The organism is Arthrobacter sp. C152, from assembly GCF_054890965.1.
The window spans coordinates 71,148-92,445 of sequence record NZ_JBTZSU010000013.1 but is presented as its reverse complement, the minus strand read 5'-3'; the positions used below and the strand labels follow the sequence as shown (position 1 = coordinate 92,445).

The 21,298-nt window shown below is 67.5% G+C and carries 22 protein-coding genes; 11 read left to right on the top strand and 11 right to left on the bottom strand.

Going from position 1 to position 21,298, the window contains the following annotated elements:
- Positions 1-5: 5 nt before the first annotated feature.
- Both ACYSM9_RS11520 and ACYSM9_RS11515 read right to left on the bottom strand, forming a co-directional pair.
- A complete protein-coding gene (locus tag ACYSM9_RS11520) occupies positions 6-2,075 on the bottom strand; it encodes a beta-galactosidase (protein ID WP_461857093.1) in 2,070 nt (689 codons plus the stop codon).
- Positions 2,076-2,325: 250 nt separating this feature from the next.
- Positions 2,326-2,952 carry an SOUL family heme-binding protein gene (locus ACYSM9_RS11515; RefSeq protein WP_461857092.1) on the bottom strand — a complete coding sequence of 209 codons (627 nt, stop codon included), beginning with the start codon at positions 2,950-2,952 and terminating at the stop codon, positions 2,326-2,328.
- A 205-nt stretch (positions 2,953-3,157) separates the two neighbouring features.
- On the opposite strand from ACYSM9_RS11515, the gene ACYSM9_RS11510 reads away from it, so the two are divergent.
- Both ACYSM9_RS11510 and ACYSM9_RS11505 read left to right on the top strand, forming a co-directional pair.
- Positions 3,158-3,613: a MarR family winged helix-turn-helix transcriptional regulator gene (locus ACYSM9_RS11510; protein WP_461857091.1), complete on the top strand. Its 456-nt coding sequence runs from the start codon at positions 3,158-3,160 to the stop codon at positions 3,611-3,613.
- Complete coding sequence (locus tag ACYSM9_RS11505) at positions 3,610-4,866, top strand: MFS transporter (protein WP_461857090.1); 1,257 nt, start codon at positions 3,610-3,612, stop codon at positions 4,864-4,866. The genes ACYSM9_RS11510 and ACYSM9_RS11505 overlap by 4 nt, the downstream gene beginning before the upstream one ends.
- Before the next feature lie 11 nt (positions 4,867-4,877).
- On the opposite strand, the gene ACYSM9_RS11500 is transcribed toward ACYSM9_RS11505, so the two are convergent.
- The 9 genes from ACYSM9_RS11500 to ACYSM9_RS11460 form a co-directional block, all read right to left on the bottom strand.
- On the bottom strand, positions 4,878-5,222 hold the full coding sequence (locus ACYSM9_RS11500) for a cupin domain-containing protein (protein WP_461857089.1): 345 nt from the start codon (positions 5,220-5,222) through the stop codon (positions 4,878-4,880).
- A gap of 138 nt (positions 5,223-5,360) precedes the next feature.
- Positions 5,361-5,747: a VOC family protein gene (locus ACYSM9_RS11495; RefSeq protein ID WP_461857088.1), complete on the bottom strand. Its 387-nt coding sequence runs from the start codon at positions 5,745-5,747 to the stop codon at positions 5,361-5,363.
- Positions 5,748-6,008: 261 nt separating this feature from the next.
- Positions 6,009-6,332: a hypothetical protein gene (locus ACYSM9_RS11490; protein WP_461857087.1), complete on the bottom strand. Its 324-nt coding sequence runs from the start codon at positions 6,330-6,332 to the stop codon at positions 6,009-6,011.
- 128 nt (positions 6,333-6,460) lie between these two features.
- Positions 6,461-7,045, bottom strand: a complete 585-nt coding sequence (locus tag ACYSM9_RS11485) for a hypothetical protein (protein WP_461857086.1) — start codon at positions 7,043-7,045, stop codon at positions 6,461-6,463.
- 423 nt (positions 7,046-7,468) lie between these two features.
- On the bottom strand, positions 7,469-7,813 hold the full coding sequence (locus tag ACYSM9_RS11480; RefSeq protein WP_461857085.1) for an iron chaperone: 345 nt from the start codon (positions 7,811-7,813) through the stop codon (positions 7,469-7,471).
- 7 nt (positions 7,814-7,820) lie between these two features.
- Positions 7,821-8,288: an SRPBCC family protein gene (locus tag ACYSM9_RS11475; protein WP_461857084.1), complete on the bottom strand. Its 468-nt coding sequence runs from the start codon at positions 8,286-8,288 to the stop codon at positions 7,821-7,823.
- A gap of 52 nt (positions 8,289-8,340) precedes the next feature.
- Positions 8,341-9,258: a 2-hydroxyacid dehydrogenase gene (locus tag ACYSM9_RS11470; RefSeq protein WP_461857083.1), complete on the bottom strand. Its 918-nt coding sequence runs from the start codon at positions 9,256-9,258 to the stop codon at positions 8,341-8,343.
- Positions 9,255-10,037: a DeoR/GlpR family DNA-binding transcription regulator gene (locus ACYSM9_RS11465; RefSeq protein WP_461857082.1), complete on the bottom strand. Its 783-nt coding sequence runs from the start codon at positions 10,035-10,037 to the stop codon at positions 9,255-9,257. Before ACYSM9_RS11465 ends, ACYSM9_RS11470 begins: the two co-directional genes overlap by 4 nt.
- 71 nt (positions 10,038-10,108) lie before the next feature.
- Entirely contained in the window at positions 10,109-11,251 is a 1,143-nt protein-coding gene (locus ACYSM9_RS11460; RefSeq protein WP_461857081.1) for a Gfo/Idh/MocA family protein, read from the bottom strand.
- A gap of 137 nt (positions 11,252-11,388) precedes the next feature.
- Between ACYSM9_RS11460 and ACYSM9_RS11455 the strand changes: the two genes are divergently transcribed.
- The 9 genes from ACYSM9_RS11455 to ACYSM9_RS11415 all read left to right on the top strand — a co-directional run bounded on the left by ACYSM9_RS11455 (position 11,389) and on the right by ACYSM9_RS11415 (position 21,269).
- Positions 11,389-12,294 carry a carbohydrate kinase family protein gene (locus ACYSM9_RS11455; RefSeq protein ID WP_461857080.1) on the top strand — a complete coding sequence of 302 codons (906 nt, stop codon included), beginning with the start codon at positions 11,389-11,391 and terminating at the stop codon, positions 12,292-12,294.
- A 32-nt stretch (positions 12,295-12,326) separates the two neighbouring features.
- Complete coding sequence (locus ACYSM9_RS11450; protein WP_461857079.1) at positions 12,327-13,211, top strand: aldolase; 885 nt, start codon at positions 12,327-12,329, stop codon at positions 13,209-13,211.
- A gap of 102 nt (positions 13,212-13,313) precedes the next feature.
- Positions 13,314-14,603 (top strand): ABC transporter substrate-binding protein, encoded by a 1,290-nt coding sequence (locus ACYSM9_RS11445; RefSeq protein WP_461857078.1) that lies wholly within the window; start codon positions 13,314-13,316, stop codon positions 14,601-14,603.
- On the top strand, positions 14,600-15,556 hold the full coding sequence (locus tag ACYSM9_RS11440; RefSeq protein ID WP_461857077.1) for a carbohydrate ABC transporter permease: 957 nt from the start codon (positions 14,600-14,602) through the stop codon (positions 15,554-15,556). Before ACYSM9_RS11445 ends, ACYSM9_RS11440 begins: the two co-directional genes overlap by 4 nt.
- 4 nt (positions 15,557-15,560) lie before the next feature.
- Complete coding sequence (locus tag ACYSM9_RS11435) at positions 15,561-16,376, top strand: carbohydrate ABC transporter permease (protein ID WP_461857076.1); 816 nt, start codon at positions 15,561-15,563, stop codon at positions 16,374-16,376.
- Positions 16,377-16,431: 55 nt separating this feature from the next.
- Positions 16,432-17,871, top strand: a complete 1,440-nt coding sequence (locus ACYSM9_RS11430) for an NAD-dependent succinate-semialdehyde dehydrogenase (RefSeq protein ID WP_461857075.1) — start codon at positions 16,432-16,434, stop codon at positions 17,869-17,871.
- Entirely contained in the window at positions 17,872-18,615 is a 744-nt protein-coding gene (locus ACYSM9_RS11425; RefSeq protein ID WP_461857074.1) for a TSUP family transporter, read from the top strand.
- A 38-nt stretch (positions 18,616-18,653) separates the two neighbouring features.
- Positions 18,654-19,901, top strand: a complete 1,248-nt coding sequence (locus ACYSM9_RS11420) for an AGE family epimerase/isomerase (RefSeq protein WP_461857073.1) — start codon at positions 18,654-18,656, stop codon at positions 19,899-19,901.
- 99 nt (positions 19,902-20,000) lie between these two features.
- The gene (locus ACYSM9_RS11415) at positions 20,001-21,269 is read left to right on the top strand and encodes an MFS transporter (protein ID WP_461857072.1); all 1,269 of its coding nucleotides are present in this window, start codon (positions 20,001-20,003) and stop codon (positions 21,267-21,269) included.
- Positions 21,270-21,298 lie beyond the last annotated feature (29 nt).

Sequence of the window (21,298 nt, the reverse complement as noted above, 5' to 3'; positions counted from 1 at the left end):
GCCTCCTAACGGCCTGTCTTTGCGGGTGATGCTGCGGGTGCCTCGTCGAGGACCAGGACGGCGTTCGCCGCAAGTTCCACCGCGCCCGCCACCGCGGTTCCGGTCAGCAGGTCCGTGCCGCCGGCGCCGACGTCCAGCAGGGTTGGGGCGTCGTTGTGGTTGAGGACCAGCAGGAAGCTGCGTCCGTTGCCGGCACGACGGCGGACCTGCACTCCCAGCGGCGCGTCCAGTTCCGGGCGGATCCCCGCAGCCGTCCGTTCGGCGGCGAGCAGGTCCGCCAGGAAGGTGCCGTCCACCCTGGCGGACAGGTAGGTGGCCGTGCCCGCGCCGAAGCTGTTGCGGGTGACGGCCGGGGCGCCGGCCAGCCTGCCCGAGGCGTAACTGGCGAGGACGTCGGCCGTGGTGGTGTGCAGGTGCTCGGTCCAGTAACCCGCCGAGGCCGTGCCGCCGTCGGCCGTTGAAAGCTTGATCTCCTCCCCCTCGCCCGCGAGCGGGTGCATTTCTTCGCTCCAGGCGCCCAGGACGTTGCGCAGCGCGCCGGGGTAGCCGCCCAGGCGTATGGTGTTGTCCTGGTCCACGATGCCGGAGAGGTAGCTGGCCACCAGCCGGCCGCCCCCGGAGACGTAGTCCTCGAAACGCCGGGCGGCGGCGTCGGTGAGCAGGTAGGTGGCGGGCAGGACCACCAGGCTGTACTGGCTGAGGTCGCTTGTGGTGTCCACGAAGTCCACGGGAATGTTGGCGTCGAAGAAGGGCCGGTAGAGGCGGAGGACTTCCTGCGCGTAGTTCAGGTCCGAGCGGGGGGAGTTGCCCAGTTCCAGGGCCCACCAGCAGTCCCAGTCGAACACCAGGGCCACGTTGGCGATGGAACGGGCGCCGGTCAGGCCTTGGAGGCTTTTAAGTTCCTGGCCCAGTTGGCACACCTCACGGAAGATGCGGGTGTCGGGGCCGGCGTGGTTGACCATCCCGGAGTGGAAGCGTTCGGTGCCGCCTTTGGCCTGGCGCCACTGGAAGAACAGGATGGAGTCCGCCCCCTGGGCGATGGCCTGGTACGAGCCCAGCCGCATCTTGCCGGGCAGCTTGGAGACGTTGACGGACCATTGGCTGACGGCGCCGGTTGCCTGTTCCATCACCAGCCAGGGCTGGCCTTTCCGCAGGGAGCGCATCAGGTCGAAGTTGAGGGCGGCGGCCACGTGGGCGTCGTCCTCGCGCGGGTCCGGGTAGATGTCCAGGGCGGCGGCATCCTCTTCGGCGGCCCACGCCCAGTAGTCGTTGTTCTTATAGAAGCGCATGAAGTTGGTGACGATGGGCAGGTCCGGGGTGTGCCGGCGCAGGATGTCGCGTTCGGCCGTGTAGTGCGCCAGCATGCTGTCCGAGGTGAAGCGGTGGTAGTCAAGCCGGCGCGACGGGTTGGACCAGGTCCGGGGCTGGGCGGGGGCGTTGACCTGGTCCCAGTCGGAGTAGACCTGGCCCCAGACGTCGGTGCTCCAGGCGGCGTTGAGCCGTTCCAGGGTGCCGTACTTGTTCCGCAGCCATTCCCGGAAGGCCCGGTCCGCGTGCGGCCCGTAGGACACCGGACCGTATTCGTTGTTGACGTGCCACATGCACAGGGCCGGGTGGCCGGCATAGCGTTCGCCCATCTGTTCGGCCATGGCGAGGGACTTTTCACGGTAAGCCGGGTGGGATACGTCAAAGTGCTGGCGGGACCCGAACCCGAACGTGGACCCGTCCGCGAGGACCGGCAGGATATCCGGATGCTGCGCGATGAGCCACGCCGGCGGGACGGCGTCGGGGGTGGCCAGGTCCACGCCGATGCCATTGTCATGCAGCAGGTCCATGATCTCGTCCAGCCAGCCGAAGTCGTAGACCCCGTCCGCGGTTTCGAGCCGGCTCCAGGAGAAAACCGCGAGGGTGACCAGGTTGACGCCGGCCTCCTTCATGAGGCGCACATCGTCCTGCCATACTTCCCGTGGCCATTGCTCGGGGTTGTAGTCCCCGCCATAGGCGATGCCGCCAACGCGTTCATGCAGGCGTTTGAGGCGGCGTTCGGGTGTGCTGGCGCTGGGCTCGCTGGTCATCATCGTCCTTTGGTAGGCATGTGGCCGCCGGATACCCCCACTGCGACCTGCATCACAGAAAGAAACTATCGTAAAGTTTCAGCAATAACAACAGGTTTCGGCGAAGCAGGAAAGCGTTGCCGGGCGCCCAGAGTCACGGATGCGCACGCTAACAGCCAGTCACCGGCGCACGCAGTGTCCAGCGAAGGGAAACTCTGCAGAGTGGGCCATGCGGGGAAATTCAACCCCGCCACGGAAACTATCGGGACAGCTAGGCGCTTACGCCGCTTGCCTGGTCCGGGGCGGCCGACTCCTGGACATCCTGGACCACCTCGTTGCGCCGCAGGAACCAGGGCTTGAAGGGCGGGTCGAAGCGGGCAAACCTCGGCGCACCGGCCGGGGTCAGCCCGGCCACAACGAGCGCAGCCTGCAGTCCGTTGTTATGCCGCTCGAAGCCGGCCGCCGACCCCGAACCGGAAAACCGCACCGCCGCGGCAAGCGATCCGCGCACGGCACGCACGGTGACTTCCGGATCCGTGGGCACGGGGGCATTTTCTGCCGTGACGCCGGCCGGAAGCACAAAGGCCACGACGAAGTCGGCAGGGGCGCCAGCCCCGGGCAGCGGGCCGCCTTGAAGCACGGGGGCGGTCATCGCCAGTTTCTGCGGCGGTCCCGGCTCCCGGGCCGCAGACTCCTGGATGACGGGGGCGGTCATGGCCAGCTTCCGCCGCCCCTCATTGTTTCCGCTGATGTAGTTGAACAGGTGCCGGAAGGCGGCGTTTCCGGCACGGTCGAAGTCGGCCGTGACCGCGACCTCGGCCACGGCATAGTCCGAATAGCGGCGCAGTTCGAAGTGTGGGTAGCGCCGGACCAATTCATAGGGCTGCTGCTCGGTCATGGTGCTCCAGAGCCTACGCCCGTCGCGCCGGGGCGGCCAGAGCGAAGCCTCCCCGAGACCACCCGCACTGAAGGGTATGGCCAGAAGCACACCCAAACCCGTTGCCCCGGGCAAATAATCGGAGCATACTAGTTAGCAGAACTAATTAGCAGTGCTAACCATCAGTAGCCTGACCGTCACCCCGCCAGGAGGCGCACCCGCACGCATGACACCAACCCACACCAAAATTCCGGCAGACCCAACCACGCCCGACACCCTCGCCATCGACCTCCGCACCGCCGTCATGCGCACCTCCCGCAGGCTTCGTGTTGAGGCCACCGGCGACGTGATCACTCCCGGCCAGTACACGGTGCTGGCCCAGCTGAACGAGTTCGGCCCCCGCACCCTCCGCGAACTCGCCGAGCGCGAGCACGTCCAGGCACCGTCGATGACCAGGATCGTCAACGCCCTGGCCGACCAGGGCTTCGTGTCCCGCTCCGCCCACCCCGACGACGGCCGCCAGGTGAGCGTCGACATCTCAGATGCCGGCCGCATTGTCCTGGCAGAAGCGCGGAACCAGCGGACAGCATGGCTGGCCCAGCGGGTGGCAGGCCTGAGTGAGGAGGACCGGCTCATCCTCAGCCGCGCCGCCCGCATCATGCAGGAAATGAGCGGTAAATGAGCGCCATGTTCCGGGCCCTGGACAACCCCAACTACCGCATCTGGGCCAGTGGCGCGATCGTCTCCAACATCGGCACCTGGATGCAGCGGGTGGCGCAGGACTGGCTGGTGCTGACCGTCCTCACCGACCACTCCGGAGCCGCCGTCGGCATCACCACCGGCCTGCAGTTCCTGCCCATGCTGCTCTTCGGCCCCTACGGCGGGGTGCTGGCGGACCGCTACCGCAAGAGCATCATCCTGCGCTGGACCCAGCTGGCCATGGGCCTGACCGGCCTGGCCATCGGGCTGCTGGTGGTCACCGGTACAGCCCAGCTGTGGCATGCGTACGTGGCCGCCTTCTGCCTGGGCATGGCCAGCGCCGTTGACGCTCCCGCACGGCAGGCCTTCGTCTCCGAACTTGTGGGCCAGGACAACATCGCGAACGCCGTCGCCCTGAACTCCGCGTCGTTCAATACCGCACGGCTGACCGGCCCCGCGATCGCCGGCGTGCTCATCGCCTGGGTAGGAACGGGTCCCGTGTTCCTGCTCAATGCCGCCAGCTTCGCCGCCGTCCTGGTTTCGCTGTTCCGGATCCGGGCGTCCGAACTCGCCCCGGCTGTTCGGCCGGCGCGCAGCAAACACCAGGTGGCCGAAGGCATCGCCTACATCCGGCGCCGCCCGGACCTCATGCTCATCATGGTCCTGGTGGGGGCACTGGGCGCCTTCGGGATGAACTTCCCCGTGACCAACTCGCTGATGGCCACCACCGAGTTCCACATGGGACCCAGCGAATTCGGCCTCCTGGGCTCCATCATGGCCGTCGGCACCCTCGCCGGCGCGCTGCTCGCGGCACGCCGGGCCGGCCCCCGGCTGCGGTACCTGCTTGGCGGGGCCCTCGGACTGGGCATCTTCACGCTCATAGCCAGCGTGGCGCCGTCGTTCTGGCTCTACGCCGCACTGCTTGTCCCCGTTGGCCTGGCCTCCATTACGTTCCTGAACAACTGCAACACCAGCATCCAGCTGTCCGTGGAGCCGCACTTCCGCGGGCGCGTGCTGGCCCTGTATTTCGCGGTGCTGCAGGGCGGAACAGCCGTGGGGGCGCCCCTGATGGGGTGGATCGGCAGCCAGTTCGGCGCCCGCTGGGCAGTTGCTGCCGGCGGCATCGTGGTGCTGGTGGCAGGCCTGGCGGCGGTGATCGCAGTGACGCGGCGCAACCGGCTAAGTTTCCGTGACGCTGTACGGATGGCCCTGGGCAGGCGCGAACCCGCCGTCTGACCCGCGCCTGCTCAGTCCTTGCGGACGATGTCCACGGAGACTTCCACGGCGGGGACTGTCCCCCTGTTCTCAAGCCAATGGAGGGTGTTCCGGTCTTCGGGCCAGCCCACTCCGGGCCCGTAGTCCGTGGCGGTGCCGTCCCGGTGGTCGGTGATGGTGCCCTGCAGGACATAAACGGTGCCGGGGCGGTCCTGGTGGTCATGCAGCGGACCGAAGACGCCGCCGGGATCAATGGTCACCATCCGCATCCGCAGCTGGCGGCCCTCCATCCCGTCGATCTCCCCCGCCAGGTCCACGGTTGCCAGCAGTTCGACCTTGACGCCGTTGCTCGCCGGTACCTCCGCGTCGCCAACCATGCCCGTCCCCTTTCCTGCGGCCCGTACGACGGCGGCGCCGGCCTGCCGCTGCGCCGCACCCCGGTCAGGGGTGCTTCGGGCGGCAAGTGCCGGCGTCGTTCTGTTATCTGCTGAGCCTGCTGCGTACGGCCCCGGGCGTCAAGACGGGATCGAGGAAATGTTGAGGATGTTGCCCTCGGTGTCCAGGAACCAGGCACCCTGGCCCATGCCTTCCATGGTGGCGATGCCGTTCTCGGTCTTCAGGCCGGGCATGTCGTAGTCTTCGAAAACCACGCCGCGGCCGCGGAGCTCTTCGACTTCCTTTTCGACATCGGGGACCGCCCAGCCCATCTGGGTGTTCTTGGCGGAGCCGGCGTTGTCCGTCCGGTAGAGCAGGAAGCCGGTTCCGTTGCCGCACCGGTAGATCAGGTTGTCGTTTTCGATGGTCTGGTCCGGTTCGAGTCCGAGCTTGTCCCGGTAGAAATCCCTGGCCCTGTCGATATCCTTTGCAGGCAGTACAGCCATGACCTGCATGTCTTTGAGCATGACAACTCTCCTTGCCACATTGTGTGATGGCGTTGCTCTCCCCCTGTGGCGGTCCGGCCGTCCCCCGGCCGGATCACGTGCCCGCCCTTGCGCCGACTGCCGGGGCGGCCACCTGGGACCCTTTTCCGCTGCGCCAGCCATCATCAGCGCGGAGTCCCCGAACCTTATGAGGCCATTATGGAACCGTTTCTGCGGCGGGGAAATAGGGGGTTTAAAGCCCTCCGCGGGGCACCCGGGAGCATCAGTCCGGGGGGCCGGCCGCTACTTCCGGGCCGCGGCGATCGCCCGGCGCAAAGCCACACCTGCGGCGCCGACCAACGGAACCAGGCAAGCCAGGACCGCGATGGTGTTCGGGCGGAACACCGGCCGGCCGTTCTCGGTGACGTAGACGCCGAGCGGCAGCACCATGCCTCCGCCGCCCCCACCGGACGCGCCCTGGTCCGATTCGCTGCCGCCGCCGAAGCCGAAGGTCACCAGCGCGACGGGGACGATCTCCTGGCCGCCCACCGTCACCGGTGTGCCGTAGGCCCTGGTGACGCCCATGTTCTTGAAGCTGTCCACGAGGGACTCAAAGGTATTTGCCATGCTGTTCACCCTATGTTTGGTTTCCGCTGCCAACCGCAGCCTTCATCGGCCGGAACAGACCCCAGTCTGCCCCTTCGGGCGACACTGGGGCCTGTTGTTCTATTGCTGACCGTCGATCCTTCCGATACTCAGAGCGGGCAGGTCAGAGTAACGGAGCCCGTGATGCCGTTCGGGTCGGTGTAGGTGCACTCGTAGATCTTTACACCCGGCGACGTTTCCGTCGGTGCCGGCTGGTAGATAACGAGTGTTATCGAGGTAACTGTCAGTTTCGGATTGACGCCGGTCCAGTTGTCATTAGGGCAGCCAGCTTCCTCGGCGGTGGCCGTTGGTTTGGCTGTCAGGACGGCCGGGTTGGTGGTAAGGCTAAGGTTTCCGTTCTTGATGGCGGAGCTGTCGATGAAGGTTGGCGCGGTTACAGGTCCTGTGACGACCTTGTTCTGCCCGGGCGCCACATTGCCGCCATAGTTCTGGCATTCGTAGACGGCGAAGCCGGAAACCGTGACAGTTGCGAGTAGATCCTCGTTGCCGAGGCCTGCGAGCACTGTCTTACACGTCGTGGTAGCCGTTGAGCCTGAGACGGAAACCGTACAGACTGGTTCGCCGTTTTTCTTGAAGTGCGGGCTGGCGGCCTGCGCTGCGGAGAGCCCTGTCGCGAACACGAACAGCAGGGCTGTAAACAGCATCAGGAGTGGCCGAAGGAGGGATTTCATCATTGCCCCTTCTTGGATGCTGAAAATCCAAAAGGATGGGGATAGCAATTTCGCCGGACGCCGTCGAATGTCCAGGCGGCACAGCGGGGAAGGGCCCTTCCTGCCACCCAGAAACGGAGGGCCGAAACGCGGCATCCGTCCCAGTTACGCGCCGCCGACGCAAGCTCAATGCAGTAGCGTCCTTGCAATGCTGAGGCTGCACTCTTTTCCTCTTGCGAATTCGAGCCGCCCTCCCCCAGCGTCCTGGCGAGATGCGCGCCGGCTCCCTTGCCGTGCACGCGACACCAATCCCCCAAATCGCCCTCTCCTGTGCGCACATTTTAAGCCCGTTGTATTTCCAACCGACATGGCGAATCCGCAAATTGGGGGAAAGCTTAGGAGCCCGTTAGGTAGGGCGGGAAGGACGTCCCGCCGTCGTCCACTCCCCTACTTGCGGATCTCCGCCAGCCGCAGCCGGACAATGTCCTCGACCACGTCCTCCGGCAGCGGGTGGTCAGCGGTGAAGCGGATGGTTCCCTTGGACAGCGAGTAGCCGTCCAGCCTCGGTGCCACCGCCTCCACCACGGAGGAAGAAAACGGGAAGACGGAGAGGTGCCTGGCTGCCGCGACGGCGGCCAGCAACGGTTTTCCGTCAAGCTTCAGGGCAGGCATGCCGTAGCTCATGCCTTCGGTGGCCTCGGGCGCCAGGGAACGCGCAATCTCCACCACGCGCTCCAGGCAGCCGCGGTCCGGCTCCGGGACGCCGGCGAGGGCGTCATCCACCAGGCCCACGGAGCGCTCAGCTCTTCTTCGCGGCCACAGCGGCGGACAGCGAGGCGAGTCCGCGTTCGAAATCGGATCCCACCATCTTGTCCATGTTCATGAACAGGGCGAACACTTTGGCCAGGCCTTTGTTCTCGCCGGTCATGACCCACGCCACCTCCGTCCCGCCCGGGGCAGGCGCGAACGTGAACGTGGTGGGGTTCAGGGCCTTGAAGGGCCGCGTGAACTGCAGCCGGATGCGGATGGTGCTGGAGGGCACCGACTCCACGATTTCCATGGTTCCGCTGCCGGCCCTGCGGTTGCCGCTCCACTCGTATCCGGCTCCGGTGCCGGAATCCGGGCCGAAGTAGCGCCGGCTCATGCCGGGATCCACCACCTCCCACGGAGACCAGGCGGTCCACTCGTGGAAGTTGTTGACCAGCGGGAAGATGTCTTCGGCGGCGGCAGGGATCACGGCACTGCGGCGGACTTCAAAGGTGGACATGGCCCCAGCATAGGAGCCCGGAGCCGTCCTGAGTAGCGCGGCACGGATCCACTCAGGGCAGGACCACGTTCACCGGTGCCTTGCCGTCCTGCAGGAGCGCAATCTGCTTCCTGATCAGTTTCACCATCCGGGGAAACATCGCCGAGCTCGCCCCGCCGACATGCGGGGTGATGAGCACGCCCGGTGTGGTCCACAGCGGGTGGTCCGCGGGAAGGGGCTCCGGGTCGGTCACGTCCAGGGCGGCGCGGAGGCGTCCGCTTGAGGTCTCGGCCAGCACGGCATCCGTGTCAGCCACCGGTCCCCGGGCCACGTTGACCAGCAGGGCACCATCCGGCATCGCGGCGAGGAATTTCGCGTCGACCAGGCGTTCCGTGGCCTCGCCCAGCGGAACACTGACCACCACGATCTCGTGCAGCGGCAACTGCTCATACAGCGCATCGATGCCATAGATCGTCCCCCGGCCATCCTCACGGGAACGGCTCGCCATCCGGGTGACTTCGGTTTCAAAGGGGAGCAGCCGGGCCTCGATGGCCTTGCCCACTCCGCCGTACCCCACGAGCAGCACCCGCCGGTCGGCCAGGCTGGGACGCTGGGTGTTGTCCCACGTGCCGGTGCCCTGGTTCCGGACAAAGTCCGGCAACCCGCGCTGGGAGGCGATCATCATGCCCACGGCGAGCTCCGCCGTCGACGTCTCGTGGACTCCCGCAGCGTTCGCGAAAGTGACGCCTGCGGGAAGAACCGGGGCGACGCCGTCGTACCCGATGGACTGGCTCTGCACCAGCCCTACATCCACTCCCTCCAGCGCGGCCAGCGCCGCCGGGCGCCCCATATAGGGCGGGACCAGCAGGTCCAGCCGGCCCTCCGGCGCGGGCCCGGTGAGGTCCCAAAGCACAAGCTCGACCCCGGCCGCCGGCCTGAGCGCGTCAATGAGCCTTTGGTCGGGCAGCGCCACCCGCAGCGGGGCCGTCACGCGGCGACCACGAGCTTGACGTTCGCGGCGGCCAGCGCATTCTCGATTTCCGGGGGCGGCGGGGCGTCCGTCACCAGGACGTCCGCCGCGTCAAAAGCCGCCAGGCGCGCCAGCGCGTACCGCAGCATCTTCTGGTGGGTTGCCACCACCACTACCTGTTCCGCCGCATCCATAAGGGCGATCTTAGTGGCGCGCTCCACGTCCCGCTCGATATAGAAGGCCTCGTCATGGATCCCGGAAACCCCGATGAACGCCGTCTTGGCGCGCAGGCCCGCGGCGGCGCTCACCGTCATGGGCCCGTTAAACGCCTGGCTGTCCAGCAGGAGTTCACCGCCCAGGCAGATGGTGCGCGCCGCCGTCAGCTGCAGGCAGCGCTGGATGGCCGGCGCCGAGTGCGTGATGATGGTGCCCGTGAAGGAGGTGGGGAGCTGCTGCGCGATCTGGTACGTGGTGGTGCCGGCGTCCAGGATGATGGCGTCCCGTTCCCCGATCATCGACACGCAGGCCCGCGCCACCCTCAGCTTCGCGTCCGAATCCTCCCGCACCCGCGCCGCGAAGTCCGCATTCTGCCCGTGCCCGTCGACTGCGCTGACCCCGCCGTGGACCACCCGGGCCAGGCCCAGCTTGGACAGGACGCGGGTGTCGCGGCGGACTGTCATGTCGGAAACTGCAAACGTCTCCGCCAGGTCGGTCGTGGAAATGAACCCGCGCCTGCCCAGCTCGTCAAGGATGGTGCGCTGCCGGGGCGTCAGCGCACCCTCTTTCCGTGCGGTGCTCATAACCCCTTCTTTCCTCCCCAATATGCCGGGCCGCAGCCTGGCGGAGTGTTGCAATTCCAACACCAATCTACTTAGGAACGTACCCCGGAACCCGCATTCGTAAGCTCCACGGGACGGCCTTCCGTAATAGAACGCTCTGCGGCCAGGCCCATGCGGACCGACTGCAAGCCGTCCGCCACTGTAACTTCCACCGGCCCCTCGCCCAGGATGGCCTTCCGGAAGCCCAGGTGCTCGTAGTAGGTGGAACCGTGGTGGGCGCCTGCGGCGAGGACTGCCTCGTCCACCGGGACCTCGTGCTTTTCCGGTCCCAGCGGCGAGCGCGGGCTGAACTCCACGGTGGCTTCGGCCTCATCGCCGGGGATCCAGTGGTTGGCCGCCACCGGAATGAGGGTCTCGATCTTGGCGGCGTCGCCCACGATGGAGATCCGCTCCTGGAACTTTGACCCCTCGGCGAACATGGACAGTTCCAGCATGGCCCGTTTGCCGCCCTTGAAGTCGACGATCACGTACGCGTTGTCCACCATGTCCGGGGTCCGGCCGTCGTACACCTCGTCCAGGTGGTTCACGTCGTGCCCGCCGCTGGCGTAGACCCGGACCGGCTCGTCCTGCAGGATCAGCCGCATCAGGTCGAAGAAGTGGCAGCACTTCTCCACCAGCGTGCCGCCTGTGCGTTCGGCGAAGCGGTTCCACGAGTCCACCTTGTGCAGGAACGGAAAGCGGTGTTCGACGATGGAGAGCATGTAGATGTTGCCGAGCTTGCCGTTGTGCGCGGCCTGGATGACCTCCTGCACCGGCGGCATGTAGCGGTATTCCATGGCCACCCAAACCGGTGCCTGGTAGCCGGCGGCGAGCTGTTCGAGTTCGTCGGCCTGCTGCGCGCTGGTGCACACCGGCTTCTCCACGAGCACCGGCAGGTTGGTCCCGCTGGCGAAGATGTCCTTCAGGATGCCCAGGTGGGTGTCGTTGGGGCTGGCGATCACCAGGGCGTCCACCAGCCCGGAAGCCAGCAGGTCCCCGTGGGAGGCGAACGTCTGCACCTCGTAGCCGATCTCCCTGGCGGTCTCTTCGAGCGAGGACGGGGTGGGATCGGACACTGCGGTGATCCGGCTTCCCGGAATCAGGGCAAGGTTCCGGACGTGTTCACGGGCCATATGGCCGGCTCCGATGAGTCCGTACCGGATGGTCCGGACCGTTTCCGCAGTAGGCAATGACATGAGCTGCTCCGTTTCTCTACGTTGAGTGGGGGACCGCGGCGTTGCATCCCAAACACAACTATACAGAAAGTGTTGTTTTTCCAACATAGCGTGTGTATATTTCTTCAGTACAAGCCGCAACTACAACGAGGTGGAACGTGCCCCAACCGTCAACTGGACCCCTGCTCTTCGTAGGCTGCGCCACCCTTGACTCCATCGCCCTGGTGCAGGACTACCCCGCGGCGGACAGCCGCACTATCGCCACGGATTTCGCGACGGCGGGCGGCGGCCCGGCGGCCACGGCGGCCGTCGCGGCCGCCCGCGCCGGCGCCCGCACCGCCTTCGCCGGCGTGCTGGGCACCGACGAGGAAGGCGACCGCATCGTCGCCGGGCTCGAAGCCGAAGGCGTTGACACCTCCGCCGTCATCCGCGACCCGGACGTCAAGACCGGCGCCAGCGTGATCATCGTCAGCAGGGCCAGCGAAAGCCGCGCCATCGTCACCCGCCCTGTCCCCCCGGTCAGCTTTCCCGCCGGAAGCCGGTTCCACGAACTGCTGGAATCAGCCGCGTGGGTCCACACCGACCACCTCGGCTGGAACGCCGTGGCCGGCGCCGGGCCGGCGGCACTGAACATCAGCGTCGACGCCGGCAACCCCATCCCGTCCTTCAGCCCCCGGGGCGTCGCACTCTACGTCCCCACCATCGAAAGGCTCGCCGCGGAATACGGCGCGGGCCTCTCCCCCGCGGCGCTCCTGGCCAAAGCGGTCGACGACGGCGCCACCGCCGTCGTCGCCACCGCCGGCTCGGAAGGTGCCTGGGTTTTGGAACGCGGCGGTGAGCCCGTCCATGTGCCCGCCACCCCGGCCGAGATCGTGTCCACGCTCGGCGCCGGCGACGTCTACCACGGCGCGCTCCTCGCTGCAGTCGCGGCCGGGCTTCCGCTGGTGGAGGCCGCCGCGTTCGCCGGCCGCACCGCCGCAGGCTCCTGCGCCGGACTGGACGGCCGCTCCGCCATCCCGCACCAGGCCGTCACCTCCGAACTTGCCACCAACCAACCTGCCTAGCACCAGTACCAGTTAGCTGAAAGAAGCAGCCCATGAGCCACACCGACCTTTCCCCCCTGCAGCGCCCCTCAGGCGCCTTCGCGATGCTCGCAGTGGACCAGCGCGAAGCGATGCGCAACATGTTCGCCGAGCACACGGACCAGCCGGTCACCGACGAGGACCTGCGCACCTTCAAACTGGAGGCCGCACGGATCCTCAGCCCGTACGCCTCAGGCATCCTGATCGACCGCCAGTTCGCCCTGGACCAGGCCATCGAGGCCGGCGTGGTGGATCCGGGCTGCGGCCTCATCGCCTCCGCTGACCACTTTGAGCCCGCGCACGGCGAACTGGTGGGCGAGGTGACCATCGACCGCCTGGTGGACCCGCACAAGTACAAGGCCCTTGGCGCCAAGGCCCTCAAGCTCCTGGTGCTGTACCGCCCGGACGAGCCCGCCGAAGGCCGGGTGGCCATGGTCCGCGAATTCGTGGAGAGCTGCCGGTCCGCCGGGCTGATCAGCATCATCGAACCCGTCTCCCGCAAACCCCTGGCCGGCGGCGATTTCGACTGGAACGCCGGGATCCTCGCCGCCGCCAAGGAACTGGGCGGCCTGGGGGCCGACCTCTACAAGGCCGAGGTCCCCTACAAGGGCCAGGCCTCCGAAGCAGAGGTCCGCGCCGCCTGCGCCGAACTGACCAAGGCCATCGACGGGCCGTGGGTGGTCCTGTCCTCGGGCGTCCCCGAAGACATCTTCCCCGACGCCGTCCGGTGGGCCTGCCTGGAAGGCGCCAGCGGCTTCCTGTCCGGACGCGCCGTCTGGGCTTCCTGCATCGGCGCCCCCGACGTCGTCGAATCCCTCTCCACCGACGCCGTCCGCCGGCTGCAGCGCCTCTGCGCTGTGGTGGACGACGTCGTCTCCAGCCAAAGGAGCCACGCATAACGGCCACCGGAGTTCCTGTCACCGGACGGTGACTCTTTCGCAGTCAAGCAACTTTGCAGTCAAGCAACAAGGCACAGCAAAACACTCAACGAGGAGATTATTGTGAGTCAGATTTCACGCAGGCAGGCCATGGCCCTTCTCGGAGCCCTGGGGTTGGGCGCCAGCGCGGCAGCGTGCGCCGGCCCCGGCGGTTCCACCGCACCTGGGGGCGCGAGCGGACCCGCTGCGCCCGCCAGCGGCAACATCACCGGCAAGATCTCCTTCGCCCACTGGCGCGGCGAGGACAAGGCAGTGTTTGACGAGCTGATCAAGCGCTTTGCGGCAAAGCACGACGGGGTGGAGGTAGCCCAGGACATCTCCACCTCCAACGACTACAACGCCCAGGCCCTGCAGAAGCTGCGCGGCGGCTCCATCGGCGACGCCTTCGCCACCTTCCGCGGCGCCCAGTTCAAGAACTTCACCGAAGCCGGGATCTACACCGAGCTCAAGGACAGCCAGGCGGTGAAGAACTACCAGAAGGGCCTGCTCTCCGCCGGGCAGAACGGCGACAGCCAGCTGGGCCTGCCCTACCAGGTGGTATTCCCCATGCCCATGGCCAACCTCGACATCTTCGACAAGGCCGGCGCGGACATTGCCCCCAAGACCTGGGACGCCTTCCTGGGCATGTGCGAAAAGCTTGCCTCCGCCGGGCTGATCCCCATCTCCTGGCCCGGCGGAGACGTGGGCAACGGCGGGCAGCTGTTCAACAACATGATCGCCAACAACGCGCCCGTGGACGACATGTGCGCCCAGATCGAACAGGGCAAGCTGAAAGTCACCGATGACTGGTTCATCAAGATGCTGAACCAGTACAAGGACCTGGTCCCGTACCTGCAGCCCAACGCCACCGGAACCGCGGTGGAGCCGGCGCAGAACCTGTTCTCGCAGGGCAAGGCCGCCATGCTGGCCACCGGTTCGTACCACATCGCCGCGGTCCGCGGACTGGGCGCGAAATTCCCCATCGACCTGGTGTTCCCCAACACCTCCTCCGACGGGAACGCCAAGTATGAGGGCACCTACAATGCCACCTTCATCCTGGGCGTCAACTCGGCCAGCAAGAACCAGGCCGCCGCGGCAGCGTGGATCGACTTCCTCTCCGAGCCCGAAAACGCCGGCTACTACGCGAACCAGACCGCCCAGCACGTCTCCGTGGACAAGGTGGAGTACACCAACCCGGACCTCAAGCGCCTGAGCCCGTGGCTGCAGAAGAAGACCGCCCTCGCCGCCAGGTTCCAGTTCCAGAACCTGGACGTCCGCAACGCGGTGGAGGCCAGCGCCACGGCCGTCATCTCCGGCACCAGCCCGGAGCAGGCAGCCGCAGCCGCCCAGAAGATTGTTGACGAACGGCTATGAGCATCCATCCCGGAACGGCTGCCAAACGCAAGGCCCCGGACAGCGGGGCAGCCGCCAAACCAGGCAAAGCCCACCGCCGCTCCCCCACCCGGGTGCATCCGGCCCTGTACCTGTTCCCGTTGCCCGCCGTCGCCGTCATCGCCTTCTTCCTGGTGATGCCGACGCTGCAGGCCTTCCAGTACGCCATCACTGACTGGAACGGCTTCTCGGCCGCGTTCAAATACGTGGGGCTGGACAACTTCATCCGCGCGTTCACCAAGGACTCGCTGTTCACCAACGCGCTGACCAACAACCTGAAGTTCGTGCTGCTGGTGGTGATCGCGCAGACCCTGTTCTCGCTGGTCCTGGCACTGCTGCTGACCAGGAACTCGCGCGGCAGCATCCTGCTGCGGGCACTGTTCTTCTTCCCCACCATCCTGTCCTCGGTGTCGGTGGCCTTCATCTGGAAGTTCATCTATGATCCCAACTTCGGCCTGGCCAACTCGGTCCTGAGGACAGTGGGAGTGGACGGTGGCGCCTACCTCGGCAACGACGCCCAGGCCCTGTACTGGGTGGCCGTCACCCAGGTCTGGTTCCACTCGGGCCAGATGATGGTGGTCTATATCGCCGGCCTGCAGTCCATCCCGAAGGAACTCTACGAGGCGGCGGAGATGGACGGCGCCAACAAGTGGCAGCAGTTCAAGTCCATCACATGGCCGTTCGTGGCCCCGGCCACGTCCATCGTCGTCGCGTACACCACGGTGCAGTCGTTCAAGGCGTTCGACCTGATCCTGGGCATCGCCGGCAACCCGCCCAAGGCCGCCCTGGACATCCTCTCCACGCGTATTTACAGCACCTTTGCCAACTCGGAGTTCGGCTACGCCGCCGCCCAGTCGATCATCTTCATGGCGATGATCGCCCTGGTCACGTGGCTGCAGCGCCGCCTGCTCCGGCTGACCCCGAAGGGGGACTAGCAGCATGCTCGCCTCAATAAGCCGCCGCGCCATCCTGGCGATCTACGCGGTGATCATCATTGTTCCGCTGACCGTTGTGGCCTTCGGCAGTTTCAAGACCACCCAGGAACTCTTCGCCGGGCCGTTCAGCCCGCCGACCTCGCTGGCCCCGGACAACTTCGCCGAGGTGATCGGCGGCCAGAACCTGGGTTCGTCCTTCATGAACAGCGTGATCGTCACGGCCATCTCGGTGCCGGCCACCCTGTTCCTGGCCAGCCTGGCCGGGTACGCCGTGTCCCGCCTGCGGGGCTTCGTGTCCTGGGCGATCTTCGGGTTCCTGGTGCTGGGCATGGCCATCCCCGCCCAGGCCAACATGGTGCCGCTGTACGTGCTCTTCGGCCGCCTCGGCCTGCTGGACAACCTGGCCGGCCTGGTGGTGGCGAACGTCGTCTCCACGCTGCCGATCGCCGTCTTCATCCTGGGCGGGTTCATGCGGACCCTGCCCAAGGAACTCTACGAAGCCAGCTCCATCGACGGCAGCGGGCCGTGGAAGACCTACGCCTCCATCGCCCTTCCGCTGTCCGCGCCGTCCATCGCCGCCGCCGCGATCTTCCTGTTCGTCATCCACTGGAACGAGCTGCTGTACCCGCTGCTGTTCATCCAGACCCCCGGCCACCGCACCCTGCCCCTGGCACTGCTGAGCTTCCAGGGCGAATTCCAGACCAACTACCCGCTGCTGTTCGCCGGGGTCATCATGGCATCCCTGCCCGTGGTGGTGGCCTACGTCTTCCTGCAGCGCTACTTCGTCGCCGGCATCACCGCCGGCGCAAGCAAGGGATGAGCACGGCGGCTCCCCCGGCGGCAGACCCCTCCCGGCCCAACGAAAGGCACTATTCATGAACCTCAAATCAGCCCGGCACCTGGTGAACGGCTCCTGGCACAGCGCAGGAACCGCCAAGGACGTGACTGATCCGGGCAACGGCAGCACCGTCGGCGAGGTGGCCTGGGGCACCGCCGGGGACGCCACCAAAGCCGCCGACGCCGCGGCGGAGGCCTTCGGTTCCTGGTCCCGCACCACCGCCCGCCAGCGGGCGGACCTGCTCCGCAACGCCGCCGGACTCCTCGCCGAACGCCGCGACGAACTCGCCCACACCCTGGCGCTCGAAGCGGGCAAGCGGCTGCCCGAAGCACAGGGCGAGGTGGACTTCTCGGTGGAATACTTCCGCTGGTTCGCCGAGGAAGTGCGCCGGGCCACCGGAACCATCAGCCCGCCCGAGCTGCACGGCCGCCGCCACCTGAGCCTGCGCAAGCCCATCGGAGTGGCCCTGAGCCTCACGCCCTGGAACTTCCCGGTCTCCATCCAGGCCAGGAAGCTCGCCGCGATGCTGGCCGCCGGCTGCACCGTGGTGGGCCGGGTGTCCGAAAAGGCCCCGCTCGCGGCCACCGGACTGTTTGAGGTCCTGCACGATGCCGGGTTCCCCGCCGGCGTCGTGAACCTGGTCCACGGCCCCTCCCGCGAAATCACCGCCGCGCTGCTGTCCCACCCGGCAGTCCGGGCCGTCAGCTTCACCGGCTCCACGGGCGTGGGCCGGCAGATCATGGCGTCCGCCTCGGAGCGCGTGGTCCGGCCGCTGCTGGAGCTTGGCGGCAACGCACCCTTCATCGTGTTCGAGGACGCCGACCTGGACGCCGCCGTCGAAGGGGCCATCCTGGGCCGGCTCCGCAACACCGGCCAGTCCTGCGTGGCGGCCAACCGGTTCCTGGTCCAGGACAGCATCGCCGACGAGTTCGCACAGAAGCTGGGCGCCCGCTTCGATGCGATGAGCATCGGCCACGGCGTTCCCGACGGCGGCGCACCGGTTCCGGACCTCGGCCCGGTCATCGACGCCGAACGGGTGTCCGCGGTGCAGGCCCTGGTGGATGACGCGCTGGAGCGCGGGGCCCGGCGGGTCACCCAGCGGACCACGGTGCCGGGCCAGGGTGCGTTCATGGCACCCACGCTGCTCACGGACGTCCCCGACGACGCACCCTTGGTGGCCTCCGAAGTGTTCGGCCCGGCGGCCGGCGTCGTCACCTTCTCCTCGGAGGACGAGGCCATCCGGAAGGCGAACGCCACCGAGATGGGCCTGGCCGCCTACGTCTGGAGCAGCAGCCCGAAGCGCGGCTGGGACATCCCGGAGCGGCTCGAGGCCGGCATCGTGGGCGTGAACGACCCCCTGCCCTCGGTGGCGTTCGCCCCCATGGGCGGCGCCAAGCAGTCCGGCCTGGGCCGGGAAGGCGCCGGCCTGGGCCTGGAGGAATTCGAGGAGGTCCAGTACGTGGCCTGGAGGCCGTAGGTGCTGACCACCGGGCTGGTGCTGGGCGCCGTCGTCATGGGGGCCGGGATGCAGCGCGTCACCGGCATGGGATTCGCGTTGGTCGCCGCGCCGTTCCTGGTCCTGCTCCTGGGCCCGGTGGAGGGGGTGGTGCTGGTGAACGTGTGCGGCGCCGTGACGGCGGGGGCCATCATCTTCCGGGTTGTGAAGGACATCGACTGGAAACGGTACGCAGCCCTGGCGGCCTCGGCGCTGGCGGGCATCATCCCGGCGGCCATCCTGATCCGACTCATTCCGGCCGCCGTCCTGGAGATCTCCATCGGGGTGATCCTCGCCGTCGGCCTCACGGTCCTGCTGGTCCTGAAGTCCGCCACCCTCCCGGAGCGCCGCCGCTACCTCTTCACCGCCGGCGGCCTCAGCGGGTTCATGAACACGGCCGCCGGGGTGGGCGGTCCCGCCGTGAGCATGTACTCCATCGCCACCCGGTGGCAGCACAAGTCCTTCGCTGCCACCATGCAGCCGTACTTCTTCACCATCGGCACGTTCTCCCTGGTCTCCAAGGCCATCACGGCTCCCGCGTCATTCCCCGTGCTGCCGCTGGCCATGTGGGTCGCCGTCGCCGTCGCATGCCTGGCCGGCCTGGTCCTCGGCGACCTCGCCGCCAAGCGCGTCCCCGCCCGGGCCGCGCAGATTCTCCTGATCATCCTGGCCTACCTCGGAGCGGCCGCCACCATCGTCCGCGGCGTCTCGGACGCCCTGGCCTGACCCCACACTTTGCATCCCTACCGGAAAGAGGACACGACATGACATGGCTCGACAGTGCCGCCCACGCACGCTGGCTCGAGGCCGAAACCGACCGGCTTATCCGTTTCGCCGAGGCTTCCAAGGTCTCCACCGGGTTCGGCTGGCTCGACAACTACGGCAAGGTGTTCGCCGACAAGCCCACCCACCTGTGGATCACGGCCCGGATGACGCATAGCTTCGCCGTCGCCGCCCTGATGGGCCGGCCCGGCGCCGCCACGTTCGTGGACCACGGCATCGCGGCCCTCAACGGTGTCCTCCACGACAAGGAATACGGCGGCTGGTACGCCGAGGTGGACCAGAACGGCCCCGTGAACGACACCAAATCCGGCTACCAGCACTCCTTCGTCCTCCTCGCCGCCGCCAGTGCCGTCGCTGCGGGGCGCCCGGGAGCCCGCGAACTGCTCGACGAGGCGCTGCGGGTGGCGGACACCAAATTCTGGGACCACGGGGCCAACATGTGCTTCGACTCGTGGAACCGCGACTTCACCGAAACCGAGGCGTACCGCGGCGGCAACGCAAGCATGCACTCGGTGGAGGCCTACCTCATCGTGGCCGATGTGACCGGGGAGAACCGCTGGATCGAACGTGCCCTGCACATCGCCGAGGTGCTGATCCACGACTTCGCGCGCAACAACAACTACCGGGTGTTCGAGCACTTCGACCCCGAATGGAACCCGATGCCGGAGTACAACACCGACGACCGGGCCAGCCAGTTCCGTGCCTACGGCGGCACCCCCGGCCACTGGGTCGAGTGGGCCCGCCTGCTCCTGCACCTGCGCGCCGGGCTCGAGGCCCGCGGCCTGGACGTGCCGGCCTGGCTGCTGGAGGACGCCCGCGGCCTGTTCGACGCCGCCATCCGCGACGCCTGGGAACCGGACGGCCACCGGGGATTCGTGTACACCGTGGACTGGGAAGGCAAGCCGGTGGTCACCACCCGCATCCGCTGGGTTCCCGCCGAGGCGATCGGCGGCGCGGCAGCCCTCTACATCGCCACCGGCGAGAAGAAATACGCGGACTGGTACGAGCGGATCTGGGACCACGCGCGCGACTGGTTCATCGACTACGAGCACGGTTCCTGGAAGCAGGAACTCGACGAAAACGGCAACGTCACCTCCACCGTCTGGTCCGGCAAGGCCGATATCTACCACCTGTGGCACTGCCTGGTGGTCCCGCGCCTCCCGCTGGCACCCGGGCTGGCTCCGGCAGTCGCGGCAGGGCTGCTCGACGCGCGCCTGAACACGCCGTAACCGGCACGGAGCAGGGGGTTTGATCCTGTAAATTTAAGGGAGGAATTGAGCGGCCAGCGAGCCGCATTCCAACCCCACCCCTTGAATGGACGCTCCCCCATGCCTTCCGCGATTTCCGCGCCGTCCCCTGCCCGTTTTCCCTACGCCGCGATGGCGGTACTGGCCACCATCGCCTTTACCGCGATCACCACTGAACTCCTGCCGTCCGGGCTGCTGCCGCAGATCAGCACCGGCCTGAACGTGTCGGAGCCGGTGGCCGGATACCTTGCGGCCGCGTACGCGGCCGTCATCGTGGTCACCGTTGTCCCGGTGGCCCGGCTGCTGGCCCGGATCCCCCGGCATGCGCTGCTGGTGGCCCTGGTCCTGGCGTTTGCGGCCAGCAACGCCTGGGTGGGGCTGGCGCCGGACTTCACGACGGCGATGATCGCGCGGATGGTGGGCGGCCTGGCGCACGGGCTGCTCTGGACCACCATGGCGCCGTTCGTCACCCGGGTGGTTCCTGCGGACAAGGTGGGCAAGGCGCTGGCGATCGTGTTCAGCGGCAACAGCCTGGGCCTGGCGATCGGAGCCCCGGTGGGTACGGCACTGGGCGGATTCCTGGGCTGGCGGGCAGCGTTCCTGGTGCTGGCAGGGTTCGGGCTGGTCCTGACCGTCCTGGCCTTTTTCATGCTGCCCCGGGTCCGGCGCATTTCCGACGCCGCCCGCCCGTCCATCCGGCGCGCCATCGCCGAGCCCGGCGTGAAAGCGGTGGCCACGGCGTGGCCGCTGCTGGTGCTGGCCCACTTCGCGCTGTTCACCTACATCGCCCCGTTCATCCGCGAGGCCGCGCTGCCCGACTACGCCACCAGCCTGTCGCTGACCATCCTGGGCGCCGCCGGCCTGCTGGGCATCTGGGTTGCCGGGCTCACCGTTGATTCGCGTCCGCGCCGTTCGCTGATCCTGACGACGGCGGCCATCGCCGCTTCCATGGTCCTGCTGCCTTTGGCCGTGGGGAACCTCGTGCTGGCCATGGTGCTCATGACGGTTTGGGGCGCGGGCCTGGGCGCCATCGGCATTTACAACCAGGCCGCCATCCTCCGGGCGGGCGGGGAGTACAGCGAGGCTGCCAACGGCCTGACAGTCCTGACCATCCAGCTGGGAATCACCGTGGGCGCGCTGTATGGTTCGGGGGCCCTGGTGGCGGGCGGGCCGCTGCTGGTGCCGGTGGCCGCCGCGGTTCCAGTGGTGGCTGCCCTGGTGATCACCCTCGCCGGGAAGAAGCACGCCTACCCGCCCGGACCCCGGGAGCAGGTGTGGCTCGAGCCCCGCCCGGTCAAGAACTCAACCCAAAATGACACGCCTGTCAAAGAGGTTGTCGAAAACCCGTAACCTCCGTGACGCGGATTTCGATCCATTAA

Bases quoted from the DNA above. Each gene is read 5' to 3' on its own strand.
- ACYSM9_RS11500 (WP_461857089.1), bottom strand. From the start codon at position 5,222: ATGGTTGGCGACGCGGAGGTACCGGCGAGCAACGGCGTCAAGGTCGAA.
- ACYSM9_RS11415 (WP_461857072.1), top strand. From the start codon at position 20,001: ATGCCTTCCGCGATTTCCGCGCCGTCCCCTGCCCGTTTTCCCTACGCC.
- ACYSM9_RS11460 (WP_461857081.1), bottom strand. From the start codon at position 11,251: ATGTCATTGCCTACTGCGGAAACGGTCCGGACCATCCGGTACGGACTC.
- ACYSM9_RS11465 (WP_461857082.1), bottom strand. From the start codon at position 10,037: ATGAGCACCGCACGGAAAGAGGGTGCGCTGACGCCCCGGCAGCGCACC.
- ACYSM9_RS11440 (WP_461857077.1), top strand. From the start codon at position 14,600: ATGAGCATCCATCCCGGAACGGCTGCCAAACGCAAGGCCCCGGACAGC.
- ACYSM9_RS11515 (WP_461857092.1), bottom strand. From the start codon at position 2,952: ATGACCGAGCAGCAGCCCTATGAATTGGTCCGGCGCTACCCACACTTC.
- ACYSM9_RS11485 (WP_461857086.1), bottom strand. From the start codon at position 7,045: ATGATGAAATCCCTCCTTCGGCCACTCCTGATGCTGTTTACAGCCCTG.
- ACYSM9_RS11495 (WP_461857088.1), bottom strand. From the start codon at position 5,747: ATGCTCAAAGACATGCAGGTCATGGCTGTACTGCCTGCAAAGGATATC.
- ACYSM9_RS11475 (WP_461857084.1), bottom strand. From the start codon at position 8,288: ATGTCCACCTTTGAAGTCCGCCGCAGTGCCGTGATCCCTGCCGCCGCC.
- ACYSM9_RS11420 (WP_461857073.1), top strand. From the start codon at position 18,654: ATGACATGGCTCGACAGTGCCGCCCACGCACGCTGGCTCGAGGCCGAA.
- ACYSM9_RS11430 (WP_461857075.1), top strand. From the start codon at position 16,432: ATGAACCTCAAATCAGCCCGGCACCTGGTGAACGGCTCCTGGCACAGC.
- ACYSM9_RS11520 (WP_461857093.1), bottom strand. From the start codon at position 2,075: ATGACCAGCGAGCCCAGCGCCAGCACACCCGAACGCCGCCTCAAACGC.
- ACYSM9_RS11435 (WP_461857076.1), top strand. From the start codon at position 15,561: ATGCTCGCCTCAATAAGCCGCCGCGCCATCCTGGCGATCTACGCGGTG.
- ACYSM9_RS11505 (WP_461857090.1), top strand. From the start codon at position 3,610: ATGAGCGCCATGTTCCGGGCCCTGGACAACCCCAACTACCGCATCTGG.
- ACYSM9_RS11490 (WP_461857087.1), bottom strand. From the start codon at position 6,332: ATGGCAAATACCTTTGAGTCCCTCGTGGACAGCTTCAAGAACATGGGC.
- ACYSM9_RS11450 (WP_461857079.1), top strand. From the start codon at position 12,327: ATGAGCCACACCGACCTTTCCCCCCTGCAGCGCCCCTCAGGCGCCTTC.
- ACYSM9_RS11510 (WP_461857091.1), top strand. From the start codon at position 3,158: ATGACACCAACCCACACCAAAATTCCGGCAGACCCAACCACGCCCGAC.